18 protein-coding genes and 1 tRNA gene are annotated in these 16362 nt (G+C 43.6%); 1 reads left to right on the top strand and 18 read right to left on the bottom strand.

What is annotated here, in order from left to right; genetic code table 11:
- Window positions 1–114: 114 nt before the first annotated feature.
- The 12 genes from secG to DW738_RS05055 form a co-directional block, all read right to left on the bottom strand.
- The gene (secG, locus tag DW738_RS05000) at window positions 115–348 is read right to left on the bottom strand and encodes a preprotein translocase subunit SecG (protein ID WP_006595869.1); all 234 of its coding nucleotides are present in this window, start codon (window positions 346–348) and stop codon (window positions 115–117) included.
- A 43-nt stretch (window positions 349–391) separates the two neighbouring features.
- Entirely contained in the window at window positions 392–541 is a 150-nt protein-coding gene (rpmG, locus tag DW738_RS05005) for a 50S ribosomal protein L33 (RefSeq protein ID WP_081453577.1), read from the bottom strand.
- Window positions 531–1730 carry a multidrug efflux MFS transporter gene (locus DW738_RS05010; RefSeq protein WP_279387216.1) on the bottom strand — a complete coding sequence of 400 codons (1200 nt, stop codon included), beginning with the start codon at window positions 1728–1730 and terminating at the stop codon, window positions 531–533. Before DW738_RS05010 ends, rpmG begins: the two co-directional genes overlap by 11 nt.
- Window positions 1731–1746: 16 nt before the next feature.
- Window positions 1747–2343: a dephospho-CoA kinase gene (gene coaE / locus DW738_RS05015; RefSeq protein WP_023023968.1), complete on the bottom strand. Its 597-nt coding sequence runs from the start codon at window positions 2341–2343 to the stop codon at window positions 1747–1749.
- Entirely contained in the window at window positions 2344–3168 is an 825-nt protein-coding gene (mutM, locus tag DW738_RS05020; RefSeq protein ID WP_123160492.1) for a DNA-formamidopyrimidine glycosylase, read from the bottom strand.
- A 45-nt stretch (window positions 3169–3213) separates the two neighbouring features.
- Window positions 3214–4113, bottom strand: a complete 900-nt coding sequence (era, locus tag DW738_RS05025) for a GTPase Era (RefSeq protein WP_023023972.1) — start codon at window positions 4111–4113, stop codon at window positions 3214–3216.
- A gap of 29 nt (window positions 4114–4142) precedes the next feature.
- Window positions 4143–4541, bottom strand: a complete 399-nt coding sequence (locus DW738_RS05030; protein ID WP_123160493.1) for a diacylglycerol kinase family protein — start codon at window positions 4539–4541, stop codon at window positions 4143–4145.
- Entirely contained in the window at window positions 4522–5019 is a 498-nt protein-coding gene (gene ybeY, locus DW738_RS05035) for an rRNA maturation RNase YbeY (protein WP_123160494.1), read from the bottom strand. Before ybeY ends, DW738_RS05030 begins: the two co-directional genes overlap by 20 nt.
- Before the next feature lie 91 nt (window positions 5020–5110).
- A complete protein-coding gene (gene tetB(46), locus DW738_RS05040) occupies window positions 5111–6847 on the bottom strand; it encodes a tetracycline efflux ABC transporter Tet(46) subunit B (RefSeq protein ID WP_123160495.1) in 1737 nt (578 codons plus the stop codon).
- A gap of 1 nt (window position 6848) precedes the next feature.
- On the bottom strand, window positions 6849–8573 hold the full coding sequence (gene tetA(46) / locus DW738_RS05045) for a tetracycline efflux ABC transporter Tet(46) subunit A (RefSeq protein ID WP_123160496.1): 1725 nt from the start codon (window positions 8571–8573) through the stop codon (window positions 6849–6851).
- Window positions 8574–8976: 403 nt separating this feature from the next.
- A tRNA-Thr gene (locus DW738_RS05050) sits at window positions 8977–9049 on the bottom strand.
- 50 nt (window positions 9050–9099) lie between these two features.
- Window positions 9100–9669 carry a GNAT family N-acetyltransferase gene (locus DW738_RS05055; protein WP_123160497.1) on the bottom strand — a complete coding sequence of 190 codons (570 nt, stop codon included), beginning with the start codon at window positions 9667–9669 and terminating at the stop codon, window positions 9100–9102.
- Window positions 9670–9877: 208 nt separating this feature from the next.
- Here DW738_RS05055 and ald point away from each other — a divergent pair, with 208 nt between their 5' ends.
- A complete protein-coding gene (ald, locus tag DW738_RS05060) occupies window positions 9878–10990 on the top strand; it encodes an alanine dehydrogenase (RefSeq protein WP_123160498.1) in 1113 nt (370 codons plus the stop codon).
- A gap of 43 nt (window positions 10991–11033) precedes the next feature.
- On the opposite strand, the gene DW738_RS05065 is transcribed toward ald, so the two are convergent.
- The 6 genes from DW738_RS05065 to DW738_RS05090 all read right to left on the bottom strand — a co-directional run.
- Window positions 11034–12032 (bottom strand): PhoH family protein, encoded by a 999-nt coding sequence (locus DW738_RS05065; protein ID WP_207801999.1) that lies wholly within the window; start codon window positions 12030–12032, stop codon window positions 11034–11036.
- 91 nt (window positions 12033–12123) lie between these two features.
- The gene (locus DW738_RS05070) at window positions 12124–12339 is read right to left on the bottom strand and encodes a YozE family protein (protein WP_023023987.1); all 216 of its coding nucleotides are present in this window, start codon (window positions 12337–12339) and stop codon (window positions 12124–12126) included.
- A 10-nt stretch (window positions 12340–12349) separates the two neighbouring features.
- On the bottom strand, window positions 12350–13204 hold the full coding sequence (gene cvfB / locus DW738_RS05075; RefSeq protein ID WP_123160500.1) for an RNA-binding virulence regulatory protein CvfB: 855 nt from the start codon (window positions 13202–13204) through the stop codon (window positions 12350–12352).
- Window positions 13205–13310: 106 nt separating this feature from the next.
- Window positions 13311–13868, bottom strand: coding sequence for a ribosome recycling factor (gene frr / locus DW738_RS05080; RefSeq protein WP_023023992.1), 558 nt, complete (start codon window positions 13866–13868; stop codon window positions 13311–13313).
- Window positions 13869–13886: 18 nt separating this feature from the next.
- Window positions 13887–14618, bottom strand: coding sequence for a UMP kinase (gene pyrH / locus DW738_RS05085; protein ID WP_006595852.1), 732 nt, complete (start codon window positions 14616–14618; stop codon window positions 13887–13889).
- A gap of 451 nt (window positions 14619–15069) precedes the next feature.
- A partial coding sequence (locus DW738_RS05090; RefSeq protein ID WP_123160518.1) for a MucBP domain-containing protein occupies window positions 15070–16362 on the bottom strand: 1293 nt, incomplete at its 5' end.

Consider the following 16362-nt stretch of genomic DNA (forward strand, 5'->3'; position numbering starts at 1 on the left):
ATAGCCAGCCTCCTTTATTTTCTTTCTTTTAGAGAGTTTTCTTTACAAGTGACAATCTCCCCATCAAACGACTCATAGATGAAAAAATAGGCAAAGACAATGTCTAAGCCTATCTTATTTACTGGATAATACCATTAAAATCATCGCAATGAGTAACCAAAGGAAAATCATTACTCCTGTTAGTCGTTGCATCACTGCTTCGAATCCACGAGCTTTTGAACGTTCAAACAAATCATTTGAACTTGCATCGAATACGTTGCTAGATTGATTTTTAGTTGGTTGCATGAAGATAGCGATAATAATTAATACAGATAGTACCAATAAAATAGTAATCAACGGTTTAGTCATAATTAAAAAACTCCTTAAAATCTTACCTATTTTACCATAAAAATCATTTCGTTTCAAGATGTAATGTCACTTTTCTCTCTTTGGGACAATACTTCAAAACTTCAATTTTTTCCGGGTGGGTCTTCATATTTTTGCTTGTCAAATAATTCTGACTGCCACAACTCGTGCAGGTTAGTTGTACTTTAATGCGCACTGATTTCTCTCACTTTCAAATACTTTCTAAAGATGAATAAAAGGAAGGCTAAATCTGTAAAAGCTAGAATAGCAGTCCCATAGAATACCCAATGGTAATTGACATGCATGGCGATACTAGAGCCCATCACGGGACCAAGAACTCCCCCTACATAAAAGAAGAGTTGATTGTAACTAAAAATCCGAGAGATCCCTTCTTTGGGAGTCATACGGTTTAAGAGGGCGGTCACACCTGGCATCAAGGCCCCTGTTCCAATACCAAATAAGAATCGAAAAATACCTAATTGAAAAGGGGTCTGCGCAAGGGCGCAGAAGATATAGAGGATCCCACTATAGAGAAGGGCCAAGAGCAAAAGGCGGTGATTGCCAATTCTATCTCCTAGCTTACCCATCCAACCAGAGGTAAGAATACTGGAAATCCCCATCGCTGATACAATCAAGCCGGAGACAAAGATAATATTGTTACTCTGGCCTAACTCCCGCACATACAAAGGAAGAATGGGAGAAATGGACTGGCCAATCATCTGGATGGTCATACTGGTTAAAAAGAGACCCAGTAAAATGTCCTTATGCTGGATAGAAGCCAGTAAAGTCCAGCTTGAAATGTGCTCCTCCTTCGAAATTTGTTGGTAGTCTTCCTCAATACCCCACCAGGTCAAAACAGAGACGAGAAAGAGGAAAAAACCAACGAGGAGAAAGACATTACGCATACCAAATTGCTCTGCAATCAATCCCCCCAACAGGGGTCCCATCAAGGTACCTGCAATGGTTCCTGTCGATAAGGTCCCTAAAGCATACCCAGATTGATTCTTTGGCACCTGACTAGCAATGAGAGCCGTGCTGTTAGGAACAAAGCCTGAAAAGACACCATTTAATAAGCGTAGGAGCAATAACCAAAAGACGGAGGGGACAAAAGCGATTCCTCCCATGGTCAAGGTCATGGCAATCGAGGCTCTCAGCATCATGGGTTTACGACCATAGCGGTCTGCCAAACTCCCCCAGATTGGGGCCATCAGGGCAGATGTCAAGGAGGAGGAGGCAACAGCAATCCCTGCATAAAAAGGAACGGCCGGACCTCTCACTCCCAACTCCTCCACAAATAGGGCCATAAAGGGGACCACTAATGAAAGACTGGCCCCTACAAAAAAACAACCAATCCAGGCAATGAAAAGATTTCTACGCCATTTTATTTCCTGTGAAATAGGATCATCTTCTTTCTATTTGTTCTAAAACCCTATCAATTTGCTGATAGAGGTGATCACGCTTGCTATTGTTATCAATCACGAGATCCACAAGAGCTTTTTTCTCCTCCAGAGACATCTGGGCCGCCAAACGATCGCGCACCTGGTCCTCTGTCAAAGCATTTCTTTCCATCAAACGTTCTAACTGAGTATCCTCCGTCACATAGACCAGCCAGACTTGGTCAAACCAGTCCAGATATCCCTGCTCGATTAACAAGGGGATATCCATGAAAAAGAGGTCTTCTGTTTCTGCCAATCGATCCCGTTCTCGCGCCAGGGCTTTGCGAATCATTTCGCCTTGTACCTGGTTGGACCAGGCGATCTCATTCTGGCTTGAAAAAATGCGTTCAGCCAGAGCAGGACGATTCAAATCTCCAGTATCTAGGAGTATTTCTGTCCCAAAATGCTCTACCAAAGCTTGATAGAGCTCTCCACCTTGTGCCTGTAAGTCATGGACCACACGATCAGCATCAATGACAGCATAGCCTTTTTCTCTCAAATAGGAGGTCACAGTCGACTTACCAGAGGCAATCCCTCCTGTTAATCCAATAATCTTTCCCATTTACTTTACCTTTTGACAATGGGGACAAAAATGAGTCCCCCGTCCCCCAAGTTGGATTTTCTCGATTGGAGAGCCACAACGACTACAAGGCTGACCCGTTTTCCCATAGACTTGGTGTTCTTCCTGCATAGTGCCATCTTCTCCGAAGGCATTGCTGTAGGAGCGAATGGTGGAGCCTCCCTTTTCGACAGCCTGAGCTAATACGGCAATTGTTTCTTTGCGAACGGCTCTGGCTTCTGTAGCAGTCAAACTTTGCCCCAAACGGGCTGGATGAACCTTGGCTCGATAGAGCACCTCGTCCACATAGATATTGCCCAGACCAGCCACCAATTTTTGATCCAAAAGGGCTGATTTAATGGGTTTCTTTGATTTTTTCAGAGCTGCTTGGAAGGCAGGCCATTTAAATTCCGCTTCTGTCGGCTCTGGACCAATTTTTTTATTCACAAAATAGCTGTCTACAAGCTCAGGCACTAGGACTTCCATGGTCCCAAACTTGCGGACATCTTCATAGACCAGGGTGCTACCATCTGTAAAATGAAAGAAGACATGGGCGTGCTTGCGAAAAGGGACTTCGTCTGGATAAAAGGAATACTTGCCTTCCATCCGCAAATGCGAGATCAAAACCAAATCCGTCAGATGAAACAAGAGGTATTTCCCACGACGCCCCATGGATCGAATCTCTTGACCTGGAAGATCTTGACGAAAAGCATCCGGATCTGTCTGAATCATCTTAGGATACTTTACTTCCACGGATTGGATGGTTTTCCCTAGAATTAATTTCTCAAGACCACGTCGGACGGTCTCAACTTCTGGTAACTCGGGCATAGAACTCCTTTCAAAAACAAGAAGCAGGCTTCTGCCCACCTCTTCTTAATATTCTTTTTCGTTGTATCCGAAATCGGCAAGGTCTAATTTCTTATCCCGCCAATTTTTCTTAACCTTGACCCAGGTTTCTAGGAAGACTTTGTCCCCTAGCATCAGTTCAATATCCTTACGCGCAAGGGTTCCAATCTTCTTGAGCATGGCACCGCCTTTTCCGATGATAATCCCTTTTTGGCTATCACGTTCCACCATGATGGTCGCACGGATATGGACTTTATCGGTCTCCTCATCCCGCTTCATGGAATCCACGACTACTGCAACAGAATGGGGAATTTCTTCCCGCGTCAAGTGCAAGACCTTTTCCCGAATCATTTCAGAAACCAAGAAACGCTCTGGATGGTCCGTAATCTGATCAGCAGGGAAATATTGGAAACCTTCTTCCAAGTTTTCGCTCAAAATATCAATCAAATGCGAAACATTATTTCCTTGCAGGGCTGAAATCGGCACAATTTCCTTGAAGTCCATTTGACTACGGAAATCATCGATTTGTGCCAAAAGTTGGTCTGGGTGTACCTTGTCGATCTTATTCACCACAAGGATAACGGGCACCTTGGCTGCTTTGAGGCGTTCGATAATCATATCGTCACCCTTCCCACGTGGTTCATCTGCCGGCACCATAAAGAGAACCGTATCGACTTCCCGAAGGGTACTATAGGCAGACTCTACCATGAAGTCTCCAAGGGCTGTCTTAGGTTTATGAATCCCTGGCGTATCGATAAAGACAATCTGTTCCTTATCGGTCGTGTAGATTCCCATAATCTTGTTGCGCGTTGTCTGCGCCTTATCACTCATGATGGCAATTTTTTGCCCCATGACGTGGTTCAAAAAAGTTGACTTCCCAACATTGGGACGTCCTAAAATAGCTACAAAGCCTGATTTAAATGTCATAGTTTCCTTTCATGAGGGAAATATCCCCCTTATCCAAATACTAGAGCCCATAATTTGGGCACAAATATCATGAGACCTGTCACCAAGGCAAAGCCTGAAATAACGAGAACTGCTCCTGCCGCCATATCCTTGGCATTTTTAGCCAGCATGGAGAAATGGTAATCACTCGCCAAATCCACTACATTTTCAAGAGCTGAATTCATAATTTCAAAGGCAATGACCAAAGAAACATTTAAGAGTAGAAAGAGCCACTCTGTTGCTGAAATGCCAAAAAGGAAGCCTGCAACAATCGCTAAGATAGCTGAAAGAGCATGCTTACGCATATTTCGTTCTTCTTTAAAGGCTGTGAAAATCCCTGTCAAAGCAAATTCAAGACTGGCAATCAGGTCTCGATTTTTCCATTTTCGTTTATTGTCTTGTGAGTCCATAGGCTGTCAAAATCTCTTCCTGTAAGCCAAACATTTCCTTCTCTTCTTCCGGAGTATAGTGGTCATAACCGTTGATATGAAGGAAGCCATGCACTGCTAAAAAGCCCATCTCGCGCTCAAAGCTATGACCATACTCGGTTGCTTGCTCACGAGCCTTGTCTACAGAAATAAAGAGCTCTCCAATATAGGTATCAAACTCTGCCATCATTTCTGCTAATTCTGGATGGTCTTCTAAATCTTCTTCTGAAAAAGCAATGTCCATCTCTGGTTTGTATTCCAGACTAATCACATCCGTTGGGCGATCCGTATCACGGTATTCCAAGTTCAATTCATGGCTGCGTTCGTTGGTTACAAAGGTCACTGCCATTTCCTTGTCTTCTTTGCCCAATTTTTTTGCAGCAAATTCTAAAATTTCCTGGGTTTGTTTGATCATTTCTTCAGAGACTTGACCTGTCTCATCAACCATTTCAATATACATCTTGGATCACCTCACTATCATTTCAATTATAGCATAAAAATAGCGTATATACTAGAATACACGCTACTTTTACTATTTGAAGAATGCCCTTTTATTCAACCGTCTGTTGGATAGCTTGCATCTGGGCATAGATGCCACCATGGGCAATCAAGTCTGCATGTTGGCCCCGTTCGACAATGCGCCCTTCTGATAGAACCAAGATCTGATCCGCATCTTGAATAGTCGATAAGCGGTGGGCAATGATAAAGGTCGTCCGGCCCTTTTGCAGGACCGCCATAGCTTGTTGGATGACTTCTTCTGTTTCCGTATCGATGTGAGAGGTTGCCTCATCCAAAATCAGAATTTGCGGATTCATATAGAGCGTCCGCGCAAAGGAAATCAACTGGCGCTCGCCACTTGAAAAGGCAGCTCCTTTTTCTATGACTGGATGATCAATTCCCTTTTCAAGGCGTTCTACAAAGGGCCATGCTCCAACTTTTTTCAGCGCATCGATGACCGCATCCCGATCAATGTGATCCTGACTCATAGCCACATTGCTAGCAATGGTTCCTGTAAATAGATAAGGATCCTGCAGGACAATTCCCATCTGGCTTCGCAGGCTCTCACGAGAGACTTGGCGAATATCTTGCCCATCGATCAAAATCGCTCCGTCTTGAGGATCATAGAAACGATAGAGCAGATTCATGATAGAAGACTTACCCGACCCAGTATGGCCCACAAGAGCGATGGTTTCCCCGGGACTTGCCTGAAAGTCAATATCCTGTAAAACTGGCTTGCCTTCTTCATAAGCAAATTGAACATTATCAAACACGACTTGAGCCTTTTCTATCTTCAGTTCCGATACACCATCGGCCTCTAAGGGTTGATCCAAGAAGGCAAGGACGCGACTCCCCGTCTCTAGTGATCGCCGAATATTCGGAAATTGACGACTGAGATTGGCCATGAGATCAAACAGATTGATGACATAGTTAATATTGATAAATAAGAAACCAGCTGTCACACCGATATTGCCCTGTAGGAAAGAAATCCCAGCGATGGTCAATATACCTGCAATCACTAAAAACTTGAGCAATTCTGTCAAGGTCCAAGAAGCGATGGAATCAGCTAAGAGGATCCGATCATTGGCCCCTAGCATCTTCTGGGTAGTGGCTTCAAACTCCTCTACCACACCAGGCTCTTGATGATAGAGCTGAATCATACTGGCACCATGCAAGAGTTCATTGACTTGGGTATTTACCTCGCTTCTCGCATCAAAGAAATCCTTCATAGGCTGGTCCGTCATGACCTTGTAGAGATACTGGATTCCATAGAAAATTGGAAAAACCAGACACAAGAGTAACCCCATCATAGGACTCAGGTAAAAGAGAATCCCTAGGATAAAGAGAAATCGCACCAAATAGATGACTAGTATCATACAAGAATTATAAAACTGGGTCCGCAAGGTCTCCGTATCATTGACAATTCTTGTTGCGATCTTTCCAGCCGGCTTGTCATCAAAATAAGAAATAGGCAGACCTTGCATGACTTGAAAGGCTTGGTCTCTCAGACTAGCGGTTACTTGATTACTTCCATGCAATAAGATCCGATTTCCTAGGTAGCTAATCAGCTGTCCTAGGCTCAAGACTAAGAGATAAAATGCTCCCATCTGAAGCAAGTCCCCTTGTCCTCCACCGTGGGTCAGTACAGTCAAAGGCCCATCGATCATCTTTTGGAGAAGAAAAGGAGACAATTCAGAAAAAATGGTGGCTAGTAAGAGACAAATAAAGCCGGAAAGAAAAACCATCGGATAAAGAGTGATCCGAGATAATAATCGTTTCAATACTTTCATATTATTCTCCTTCCTGTTTTTGTTGCCGTTGGTATTGTTCATAATACCAGCCCTCTTGAGCCAGTAAATCACTAGCTCTACCTTCTTCTACAATCTGTCCTTGATCCAAGACAATGATCCAATCCGCCTGATGAACCGCAGACAGGCGATGGGAAACAATGAGAGTCGTCTTGTTTTTACGCTCTGTTTGAATGGTGTCAATAATGGCCTGTTCGGTCTTCGCATCTACTGCCGAAAGGGAATCATCTAACAGCAAGAGATCCGCATCCCTTAAAAAAGCACGTGCCAACGAGATCCGTTGTTTTTGACCACCTGATACAGAGACCCCTTTCTCACCAATCATGGTGTCCATTCCCTGAGACATCCGCTCAAGATCATCTGCAAAAGCAGCTTGGGCTACAGCTTCCACCAAATCCTCTTCACTGGCACCATTTTTACCCAGAGCAATATTGTCACGAATGGATTTTGAGAATAAAATATGTTCTTGGGAAACATAGCCGATTTTAGCTTCAATGGAGTGTCGGTTGTAGTCCACGATCGGTTGCTGGTTGACCAAGAATTCTCCCTCACCAACTGGGTACTGCCGCAAGAATTGTCGAACCAGACTAGTCTTTCCGGCTCCGGTACGACCAACAATCCCTACTGTTTGGCCTTTCTGAACGGTCCAATCAATACCTGACAGGCTCTTTCGCTCAGCACCAGGATAGCTGAAGGAATAATCCTTAAACTGCACCGAATCAATCTGCTCTAAATCGTTAGGACCATCTGGCTCGAGATCATCCGTTTCATCAATCACTTCTTTTAATTTTTTATAGGACATTTGCCCTGTCTGATAGACCAAGATCAGGTCCGCCATCATCCACATAGGCTCAACCAAAAAGACCAAATACAGTTGCAAAGCCAATAACTTGCCAAGGCTCAATTGCCCGCTTGCTAATGACTGACCTCCAAATACCAAGAGTAGGATCGTCGAAAAACCAATAAACAACAGGGCTAAGGGGCCAAAAGAATATTGGATAGAAGCAATTTTGTCCCCTGTTTTGGATAGACTGGCTGTTTTCTTCTGAAACTGTTTGACCTGCTGGTCCCGTTTACTATAGGCCCTCATGACCCGAATCCCTTCGATGGACTCCAAGACTTCATCATTCAACTGAGCGACTGCTTCCCGGTTTTGCTCAACATACTCCTCCTGCTTTCTACTCAAAAAATAGGTCGAGACGATGAGGAAAATCATCGGAATAAAGGAAATCAAGGTTAATTGCCAAGAAATGAAAAACATGGTCGGAATAATAAAGGCAAACAAGCCACCGCCAAACAGGAGCACCATCATCCCGTAACCAGCCATGTCGGCCATGCCATCGACATCTGTCGTGAAGCGCGTCAATAGATCTCCTGAGCGGAATTTCTCAAAAAAGGGACGCCGCATAGCTACTAGTTTACGAAAAGCTTGTCCCTGAAGGGTCGCCTTGAAATGAACTGACGACTGAAAGAGGCGCAACTGCCAATAAAAAGCCGTCAGGTAATTGAGGATAGCTGATCCTACCAAGAGGACCATATCCCATACAAAATTGGATTGCGTCAGCGTCTGCTGACTCAAATGATCCACTAGACGCTGAATAACCTGCGTCGGTATTAAAATCGTATAATCATAAATCACTAGGACCACAGCGATGCTGAGATACAGCCACTTATGTTCCCAGATGTACTTCCATAAGGCTCCTATCATATTCTCCCCTTTCAAAATGGCACAGAAAAAACCCAAGCAAGGAGCTGAGTACGTGCTCAGTCCACACTTGGGCCTTCTGATGCCTATCACCAATTCAGTTAAGGCAGGCAAAAATGCATACAAAAAACCCAAGACAGACTCCTCCACCTTGGGTTTCATTCATTTTTTAAATCGAACTCAACTGAGATTGGAGAAGTTGTGTATTCAATTGTGTCATCAAAACATCTACTTTGTTCATGACGGTTTTCTCCTTTCTCTTTGTTGCTATAACTTTACCACGTATTTCTATGCTTGTCAACGTTTTTTTGAAAATTGTTGAAAAAGAGTCTGCAAATAGACTCCCAGTTAGAAGATAAAGACAAAAAAGAAGCCTAGATCCTCTCTAAGCTTCTCTCTTCTACTATGCTAGTTGCCGGGATTGAACCGGCGACCTCATCCTTACCATGGATGCGCTCTACCGACTGAGCTAAACCAGCAGTACCTATCTACTATATCATGGAGATAGGCCTTTTGTCAATATCCTGACTCATTTTTCTGCCAAATATTCTTCCTTCGTGAGGACATAATGGACTCTCGTCACCATTCGCCCTTTTTCATGCGGGTCTAGCATCGCATAAGCTTCTTCGTGGGAAAATTGCATCCCTGCTTTGGCCATCACCCGTCCAGAAGTTGGGTTTTCCTTATCATGAACGGCAATGAGCTTGTTCATCCCTAACTGTTCAAAAGCTAGGGCAATCACTGTCTTGGTAGCTTCTGTCGCAAGACCTTGGTTCCAATAGTCTTTATTCAGAACATAGCCGATACTCCCCTTCTTCAGAGAAAGATCCAAATCCAGTAAATCAATCGTCCCGATAAATTTTCCATTTTCTTTGAGCTCGATCCCCCATCTTCCAAGTGGGCTAGCTAGGTAAAAGAGGGCAATGTTATTCCGCGTCTCTTCAAGACTTTGATTGGTTGTAAAAGTATAGCGAGTAACAGTCTCATCAGAAGCGTACTCAAACATAGCCGGTGCATCCTCAAGAGTGACCGGACGCAAACGTAAACGCTCTGTCTCCATTTCACGATAAGCCGCTAACTTCACATATAAATTTTCCATTAGACACTCCTTCTTTAGGGATTAGTTTAGCAGAAAACATAAAGGAAGGCAATCTAAAATTTTTTCTTGATTTTTGACTAGCTTTTATATAAAATAAAATCATTCGATTAAAAAATTGGGATGAGGAGTGAAAAGGTCATTGAGTTAGGAGAGCAATCTCACACCAATGGCCTTTTTACACCTATATTCAAGCAAGGAGAAGAAAACAATGTTAATTGGTATTCCAAAAGAAATAAAAAACAACGAAAATCGGGTCGGTTTGACACCAGCTGGCGTACACAGCTTGGTGGGCAAGGGCCATCAAGTTTTGGTGGAAACCAACGCTGGACTTGGTTCTGGCTTTGCAGATGAAGATTACACAAAACAAGGGGCAACTATCGTTGCCACTGCTGCAGAAGCTTGGGCAGCTGAATTGGTCGTCAAAGTAAAGGAACCCCTCGCCGAAGAATACGGCTTCCTTCGTGAAGACCTCTTGCTCTTCACCTACTTACACATGGCTGCTGCTCCTGAGTTAGCAGATGCCATGGTCGCTGCTAAGACAACTGGGGTAGCTTACGAAACAGTGCGAGACCTTGAAGGACAATTACCACTCTTGGTCCCAATGAGTGAGGTTGCTGGACGGATGGCTGTGCAAATCGGGGCACACTTCTTGACCAAACAAGAAGGAGGATCAGGCGTTCTCTTAGGTGGTGTACCTGGTGTTCCTAAAGGAAAAGTCACCATTATCGGAGGTGGGGTCGTTGGAACCCATGCAGCTCGTATCGCTCTTGGACTCGGTGCCCAAGTCACCATCTTGGATATCAGCGCCAAACGTTTGTCTGTTCTAGAAGATGTCTTCGGTCACCAAATCCAAACCCTCATGTCCAACCCATTTAATATTGAAGCCAGTGTCCGTGATGCTGATGTTGTCATCGGGGCTGTCTTGATTCCTGGTGCAAAAGCTCCAAAATTAGTGACGGACGATATGGTCAAACAAATGCGTCCAGGTTCTGTAATCGTCGACGTTGCAGTTGACCAAGGTGGGGTTATTGAGACAGCAGACCGTGTGACTACTCACACGGAGCCTGTTTACGAAAAACATGGCGTGCTCCACTATGCCGTTGCCAATATTCCAGGTGCTGTCGCTCGCACGTCTACCATCGCCCTTACCAACGTAACTCTTCCTTATGTGGAAGCTTTAGCTGACAAAGGGTTCCATAAGGCTATCGCCCTTGATGAAGGCTTAAGCCAAGGGGTTACTACTTATCAAGGCCACATCACTAGCCAACCGGTTGCAGAAGGCCTAGAGCGCGACTTCACACCAATCGACGAATTAGTATAATTTCTGACATTAAAAAGGCAAAGATCACAAGATCTTTGCCTTTTTATTCTGCTTCTTCTTCCACATCCAGTTTTTCTTTGAGCACTGGATTTGGGATTGGCTCGTAGGCCCGAATGATTTCTGCTACAACAGGATGGCGAACAACATCCTTAGCAGAGAAATGCACAAAGTCGATCTGAGAAATATTTTTTAATTTCTCCTGGGCATCAATCAAGCCGGATTTGACATTTCGAGGTAGGTCAATCTGGCTGGTGTCTCCATTGACAATCATCTTGGAGTTAAAACCAAGACGGGTCAAGAACATCTTCATCTGCATGATGGTTGTATTTTGCGCTTCATCGAGAATGACGAAAGCATCATCCAAGGTCCGACCCCGCATATAAGCTAAAGGAGCAATCTCAATAATCTCCCGTTCCATCATCCGAGTGGTCTGGTCCTTGCCCAAGATTTGGTAGAGGGCATCATAAACTGGACGTAGATAAGGGTCTACCTTTTCCTTGAGATCCCCTGGAAGGAAACCAAGGCTTTCTCCTGCTTCTACAGCTGGACGTGTCAAAATGATCCGCTTGACTTGACCACGCTTGAGGGCGGTCACTGCCAAGGTCACCGCTAGAAAGGTCTTACCAGTCCCCGCTGGTCCAATCCCGAAGGTGACATCATGGTGCTTGACACTATCCACATAAATCTTTTGACCCAGTGTTTTGACCCGAATGGGCTTGCCGTAGCTATCCTTGATGATTTCTTCTTCATACAAGGCAACAAACTTATCCAACTCATCATTACGAACCATTTGAATAGCTGTTACGACATCCGGCGTCCCGATAGTCATGCCACGATTCACCAAGATTAGCAAAGCCTCAATAACTTGTCTAGCTTTTTCACAATCCTCTTCTTGACCGATGACCTGGACAATTTCTGTTCGGGCATGGATCACCACATCCAACTCTTGCTCCATCAAGCGCAAGTGACGTTCATTGGATCCAAATAAATGGAAGAGATCATCTGGATGACTTAATTGAATATCAATTGAATGTTCTTTCAAATAAAGAACCTCTCTATTTCTGTAAGTTTTCTCTATTATAACAAAGAGACCGAGAATTGACCATCCCCGGCCCACTTTGTTTTTCTTGTGCTTAATGACCTAGGTATTCTTCCCAAATTGCATCAAAATCTCCTAGATTAAAGGAGAAACTGGCATGCTCTTCCAGAAAGCGACTCACCTCATCAAAATCATCTGTATGCTTTGGAAAGGCTGTCTCATGAAAGGCCAGATCTGCCAGAAGGGCCTTGGGAGCATTGCTTTTGGGATTGCGCTCAGTCATCAGCCAAGTATAAAATGATTTTCGCATAGAACTCCCTTTATTTTAATTCTGTACCAAAGGCATCCTGTGTGATTTTCCCTGCTTTCATCAAGCCTCCCAGAGCTTTTTTGAACTGCCCCTTGGAAATGCCAAAGATTGCCTTAATTTCTTCTGGGGAGGACTTATCATTCAAGGTCATAAAGCCTCCATTGCTTTCTAAATATGCCAAAATCATCTGTGCATCATTTTCCAGCATTTCAAACGAGCGTGGCTTCAAGGATAAGTTCAAGGTCCGATCCACCTCTCGGAAACCAATAACCCGAGTATCAAGGACTTGTCCCAAACGAGGTTCGGCATAGCGCTCACTTGGATGGATAAAGCCCAACATATTGTTCTCAGGTAGATAAACAAAGGTCCCTGAAAGTTTTAAACGATAGACGATAGCCGGCCAGTTTTGGTTCTGCATGTTATTGTAGGCTGGACGGGCAATCCGTTGGAAGTCTTCTTGGTAAGCCAAGACACCCCAGATCCGGTCTTTTTTATCGACTTCCAGACGAACAAAGAGTTTATCACCTTTTTTCGGCCACAGATCCTTGATTTCTGGCAGGATATCAAGAGAGACGACGATTTCCTTGTCTGGTAAGCCCGTATCGACAAAAACACCCAGGTCCTTACGAACTTCTGTCACTGTCCCCCAGCCAAATTGGTCCTGACGTGCTGTAACTTCTAGAGTGGTCAAACGCAAACGTTGCTTCATATCGGTATAGGCAAAGCCTTTGACGGATTCTCCAAGAGCATGCTCTCCTTCAGCCTTATCTAAGGCATAGGTCTGCCCATCCTTTTGGACAAAGTAAAAGCGGTCATTCTCATCCGTAACAAGGCCCACGATATCATGTGCGAGATTGGTATTCATTTCTTCCTTCTTTCTGGCTAATGATAATCAATAGCCCTTTAATGGAAATAAAACCCAGCCAGCAGTGCCAACTGAGTTCATTTCCTCTGTAAACTGCTGGAAATGTTTAGACTTCAAGCAATTCTTTTTCTTTGTGTGCTGTCATTTCATCGATATGTTTCACAGCATCATCTGTTACTTTTTGGATTTCTTTTTCGAGACCCTTCAATTCATCTTCAGTAATTTCTTTTGCTTTTTCTTGTTTCTTAGCTTCATCCATAGCATCACGACGGATGTTACGGATGGCTACTTTAGCATTTTCACCAACTTTTTTTACTTCTTTGGCCAAGTCACGACGAGTTTCTTCTGTCAAAGCTGGGATGACCAAGCGGATAACAGATCCATCATTAGCCGGAGTAATACCAAGATCAGAAGCATTCAAAGCATGCTCGATGTCTTTCAATGAAGATTTGTCAAAAGGTGTAATCAACATCACACGAGCTTCTGGAATCGTGATAGATGCAATTTGATTCAATGGTGTATCAACTCCGTAATATTGAACATAGATACGATCCAAGAGACTTGCATTTGCACGGCCTGCACGGATACTTCCAAATTCACGTCCCAAACTTTGGTGAGACTGAGTCATTCTTTCTTTTGCTTTTTCTACGATTGGATTTGCCATTTTATTCCTCTAACTTCCTTATTTTTCTACATTATTTGAAACGGTCGTACCAATATTTTCTCCAAAGACAACGCGTTTGATGTTACCTGGCTCATTCATGTTAAAGACTACCAAGTCAATATCATTGTCCATTGAGATGGTTGATGCCGTCGAGTCCATGATACGAAGACCTTTATTGATGACATCACGGTGAGTTAATTCTTCAAACTTCACAGCTGTCTTGTCTTTCTTTGGATCAGCATTATAAACGCCGTCGACACCATTCTTGGCCATTAAGATTGCGTCGGCTTCAATTTCAGCAGCACGAAGAGCAGCCGTTGTATCTGTTGAGAAGTATGGAGAACCAATTCCCGCTCCAAAGATGACGATGCGCTCTTTTTCTAAGTGACGAAGGGCACGGCCACGGATATAAGGCTCAGCAACTTGTTGCATAGCAATCGCTGTTTGAACACGCGTATCCACTCCAACTTGTTGAAGAGAATCTGCCATCACCAAGGCGTTCATAACTGTTCCAAGCATTCCAGTGTAATCTGCTTGAACGCGATCCATACCTGCTTCCGCCGCAGGTTCTCCACGCCAGAGGTTGCCTCCACCAATGACGAGAGCAATTTCAATTCCAAGGTCATGAACTTCTTTGATTTCAAGGGCCATCTTTTGAACCGTTTTGATATCAATTCCGACACCCCGTTCACCGGCTAACGCTTCACCTGATAACTTAATTAAAATACGTTTATACTTAGGTTCTACCATTTTGTCACTCCTTTTATGATCTGTATTATTTTACCACAAAAAGCGTTTTTTATATAGTGATATCTATCAAAAAAATTCTATCTTGTCGTCTTAAAATCGATTATTTTACCTCATACTTTTCTATTGACCATTTCTGAGTATGCCAGCTCGTATGGATAGGTGATTCCCCCAAAAGTAGAACTTCCTTTCCACATTCCAAATTAATGAAGTTGTATAACTTTCTTGCCTATCAAAAAGAGCCTCTTGAGACAAACAGGTTGTAGCTTTTAACCTGTTTAGAACTTGAGGCTCCTATTATAAAAATCTCATTGTGATAACTAAAGTGATTGACTGGTCTAAAAAAGGGGATGCATCATCCCCTTTTTCAAGGCCATAAAACCTTTTCTAGTCATCGAGTAGACCTTGCTATTTGGAATTCAGCAAAATCAATCTTTCACCAAAGAAAGAAGAATTATTTTTCGTCTTCTTTTTTTCGACGACCAAATGCCACGAATCCTACAAGGCCTGCAACTAGTCCGAGCACAGTTGATCCTACAGATGTAGTTTCACCAGTATTTGGAAGTTGTCCTTTACCTGGTGTTGGGTCCACTGGTTTACCTGGTGTTGGATCTACCGGTTTACCTGGTGTTGGATCCACTGGTTTACCTGGTGTTGGATCCACCGGTTTACCTGGTGTTGGGTCCACTGGTTTACCTGGTGTTGGATTCACTGGTTTACCTGGTGTTGGGTCCACTGGTTTATCTGGTGTTGGTTCTACAGGCTTATCTGGAGTTGGTTCTACAGGCTTGTCTGGAGTTGGCTCTACAGGCTTGTCTGGAGTTGGCTCTACAGGCTTGTCTGGTGACTTCACAAGTTTGTAAATGTAAGTAACATTCTTATCGCCTTCAATCACTTTACCTGTTGTAGGGTCGCTAGACTTGAGGTGACCTTGGTCATCCACTTCACCAACAGTGTAGTTACCTGCTGGAACCAATTCATAAGTCTTACCATCTTTTTCGATGGTTTGTGGACGGTTATCTACGACTGTGTTGTAATCCTTATCAACCGGTTGATTTTCTTCATCCGTTACAGAAGGCTTCAACTCATTTCCTTCTGTATCCTTATAGTGAACATAGACGTTACCCTTCACTTCTTTATAAACGTAAGTGATGGTTGATTTTGGTTTGTCAACTTTACCTTTAACTGGATCAGATGATTCCAAGTGTCCATCTTCGTCAACTTTACCTACTGGGTAGTCACCTTTTGGTACGATCTTATAGGTCTTACCATCTGGTGTCTTGATAGTATTCGGTTTTTCACCTTCCTCAGTAGTGTTATATGGTGTATCATACGGTGAGTTTGGTGTATCTTGACGAGGTTTTTCGATTTCCTTACCATTTTCATCTACGTAAGTGATGATGACTTCACCCTTCTTAGGTTCAGCTGGGGTTTCCTTCAGTTTGTATACATAAGTGACATTCTTATCACCTTCGATCACTTTACCAGTTGTTGGGTCTGTTGACTTCAAGTGACCTTGGTCATCCACTTCACCTACTGTGTAGTTACCTGCTGGAACCAATTCATAGGTCTTGCCTTCGAATTCAATCTCTTGTGGACGGTTGTCTACAACTGTGTCGTAGTCCTTGTCCACTGGTTGAGCATCTTCGTCAGTCACATCTGACTTGATGGTCTTACCTTCTGTATCTACATAGTGTACGTAGACGTTACCCTTAGGCTCAGCTGGGGTTTCCTTCACTTCTTTATA

The sequence above is a fragment of the Streptococcus sp. AM28-20 genome (assembly GCF_003603595.1).
In the GTDB taxonomy this organism is placed as follows: Bacteria; Bacillota; Bacilli; order Lactobacillales; family Streptococcaceae; genus Streptococcus; species Streptococcus ilei.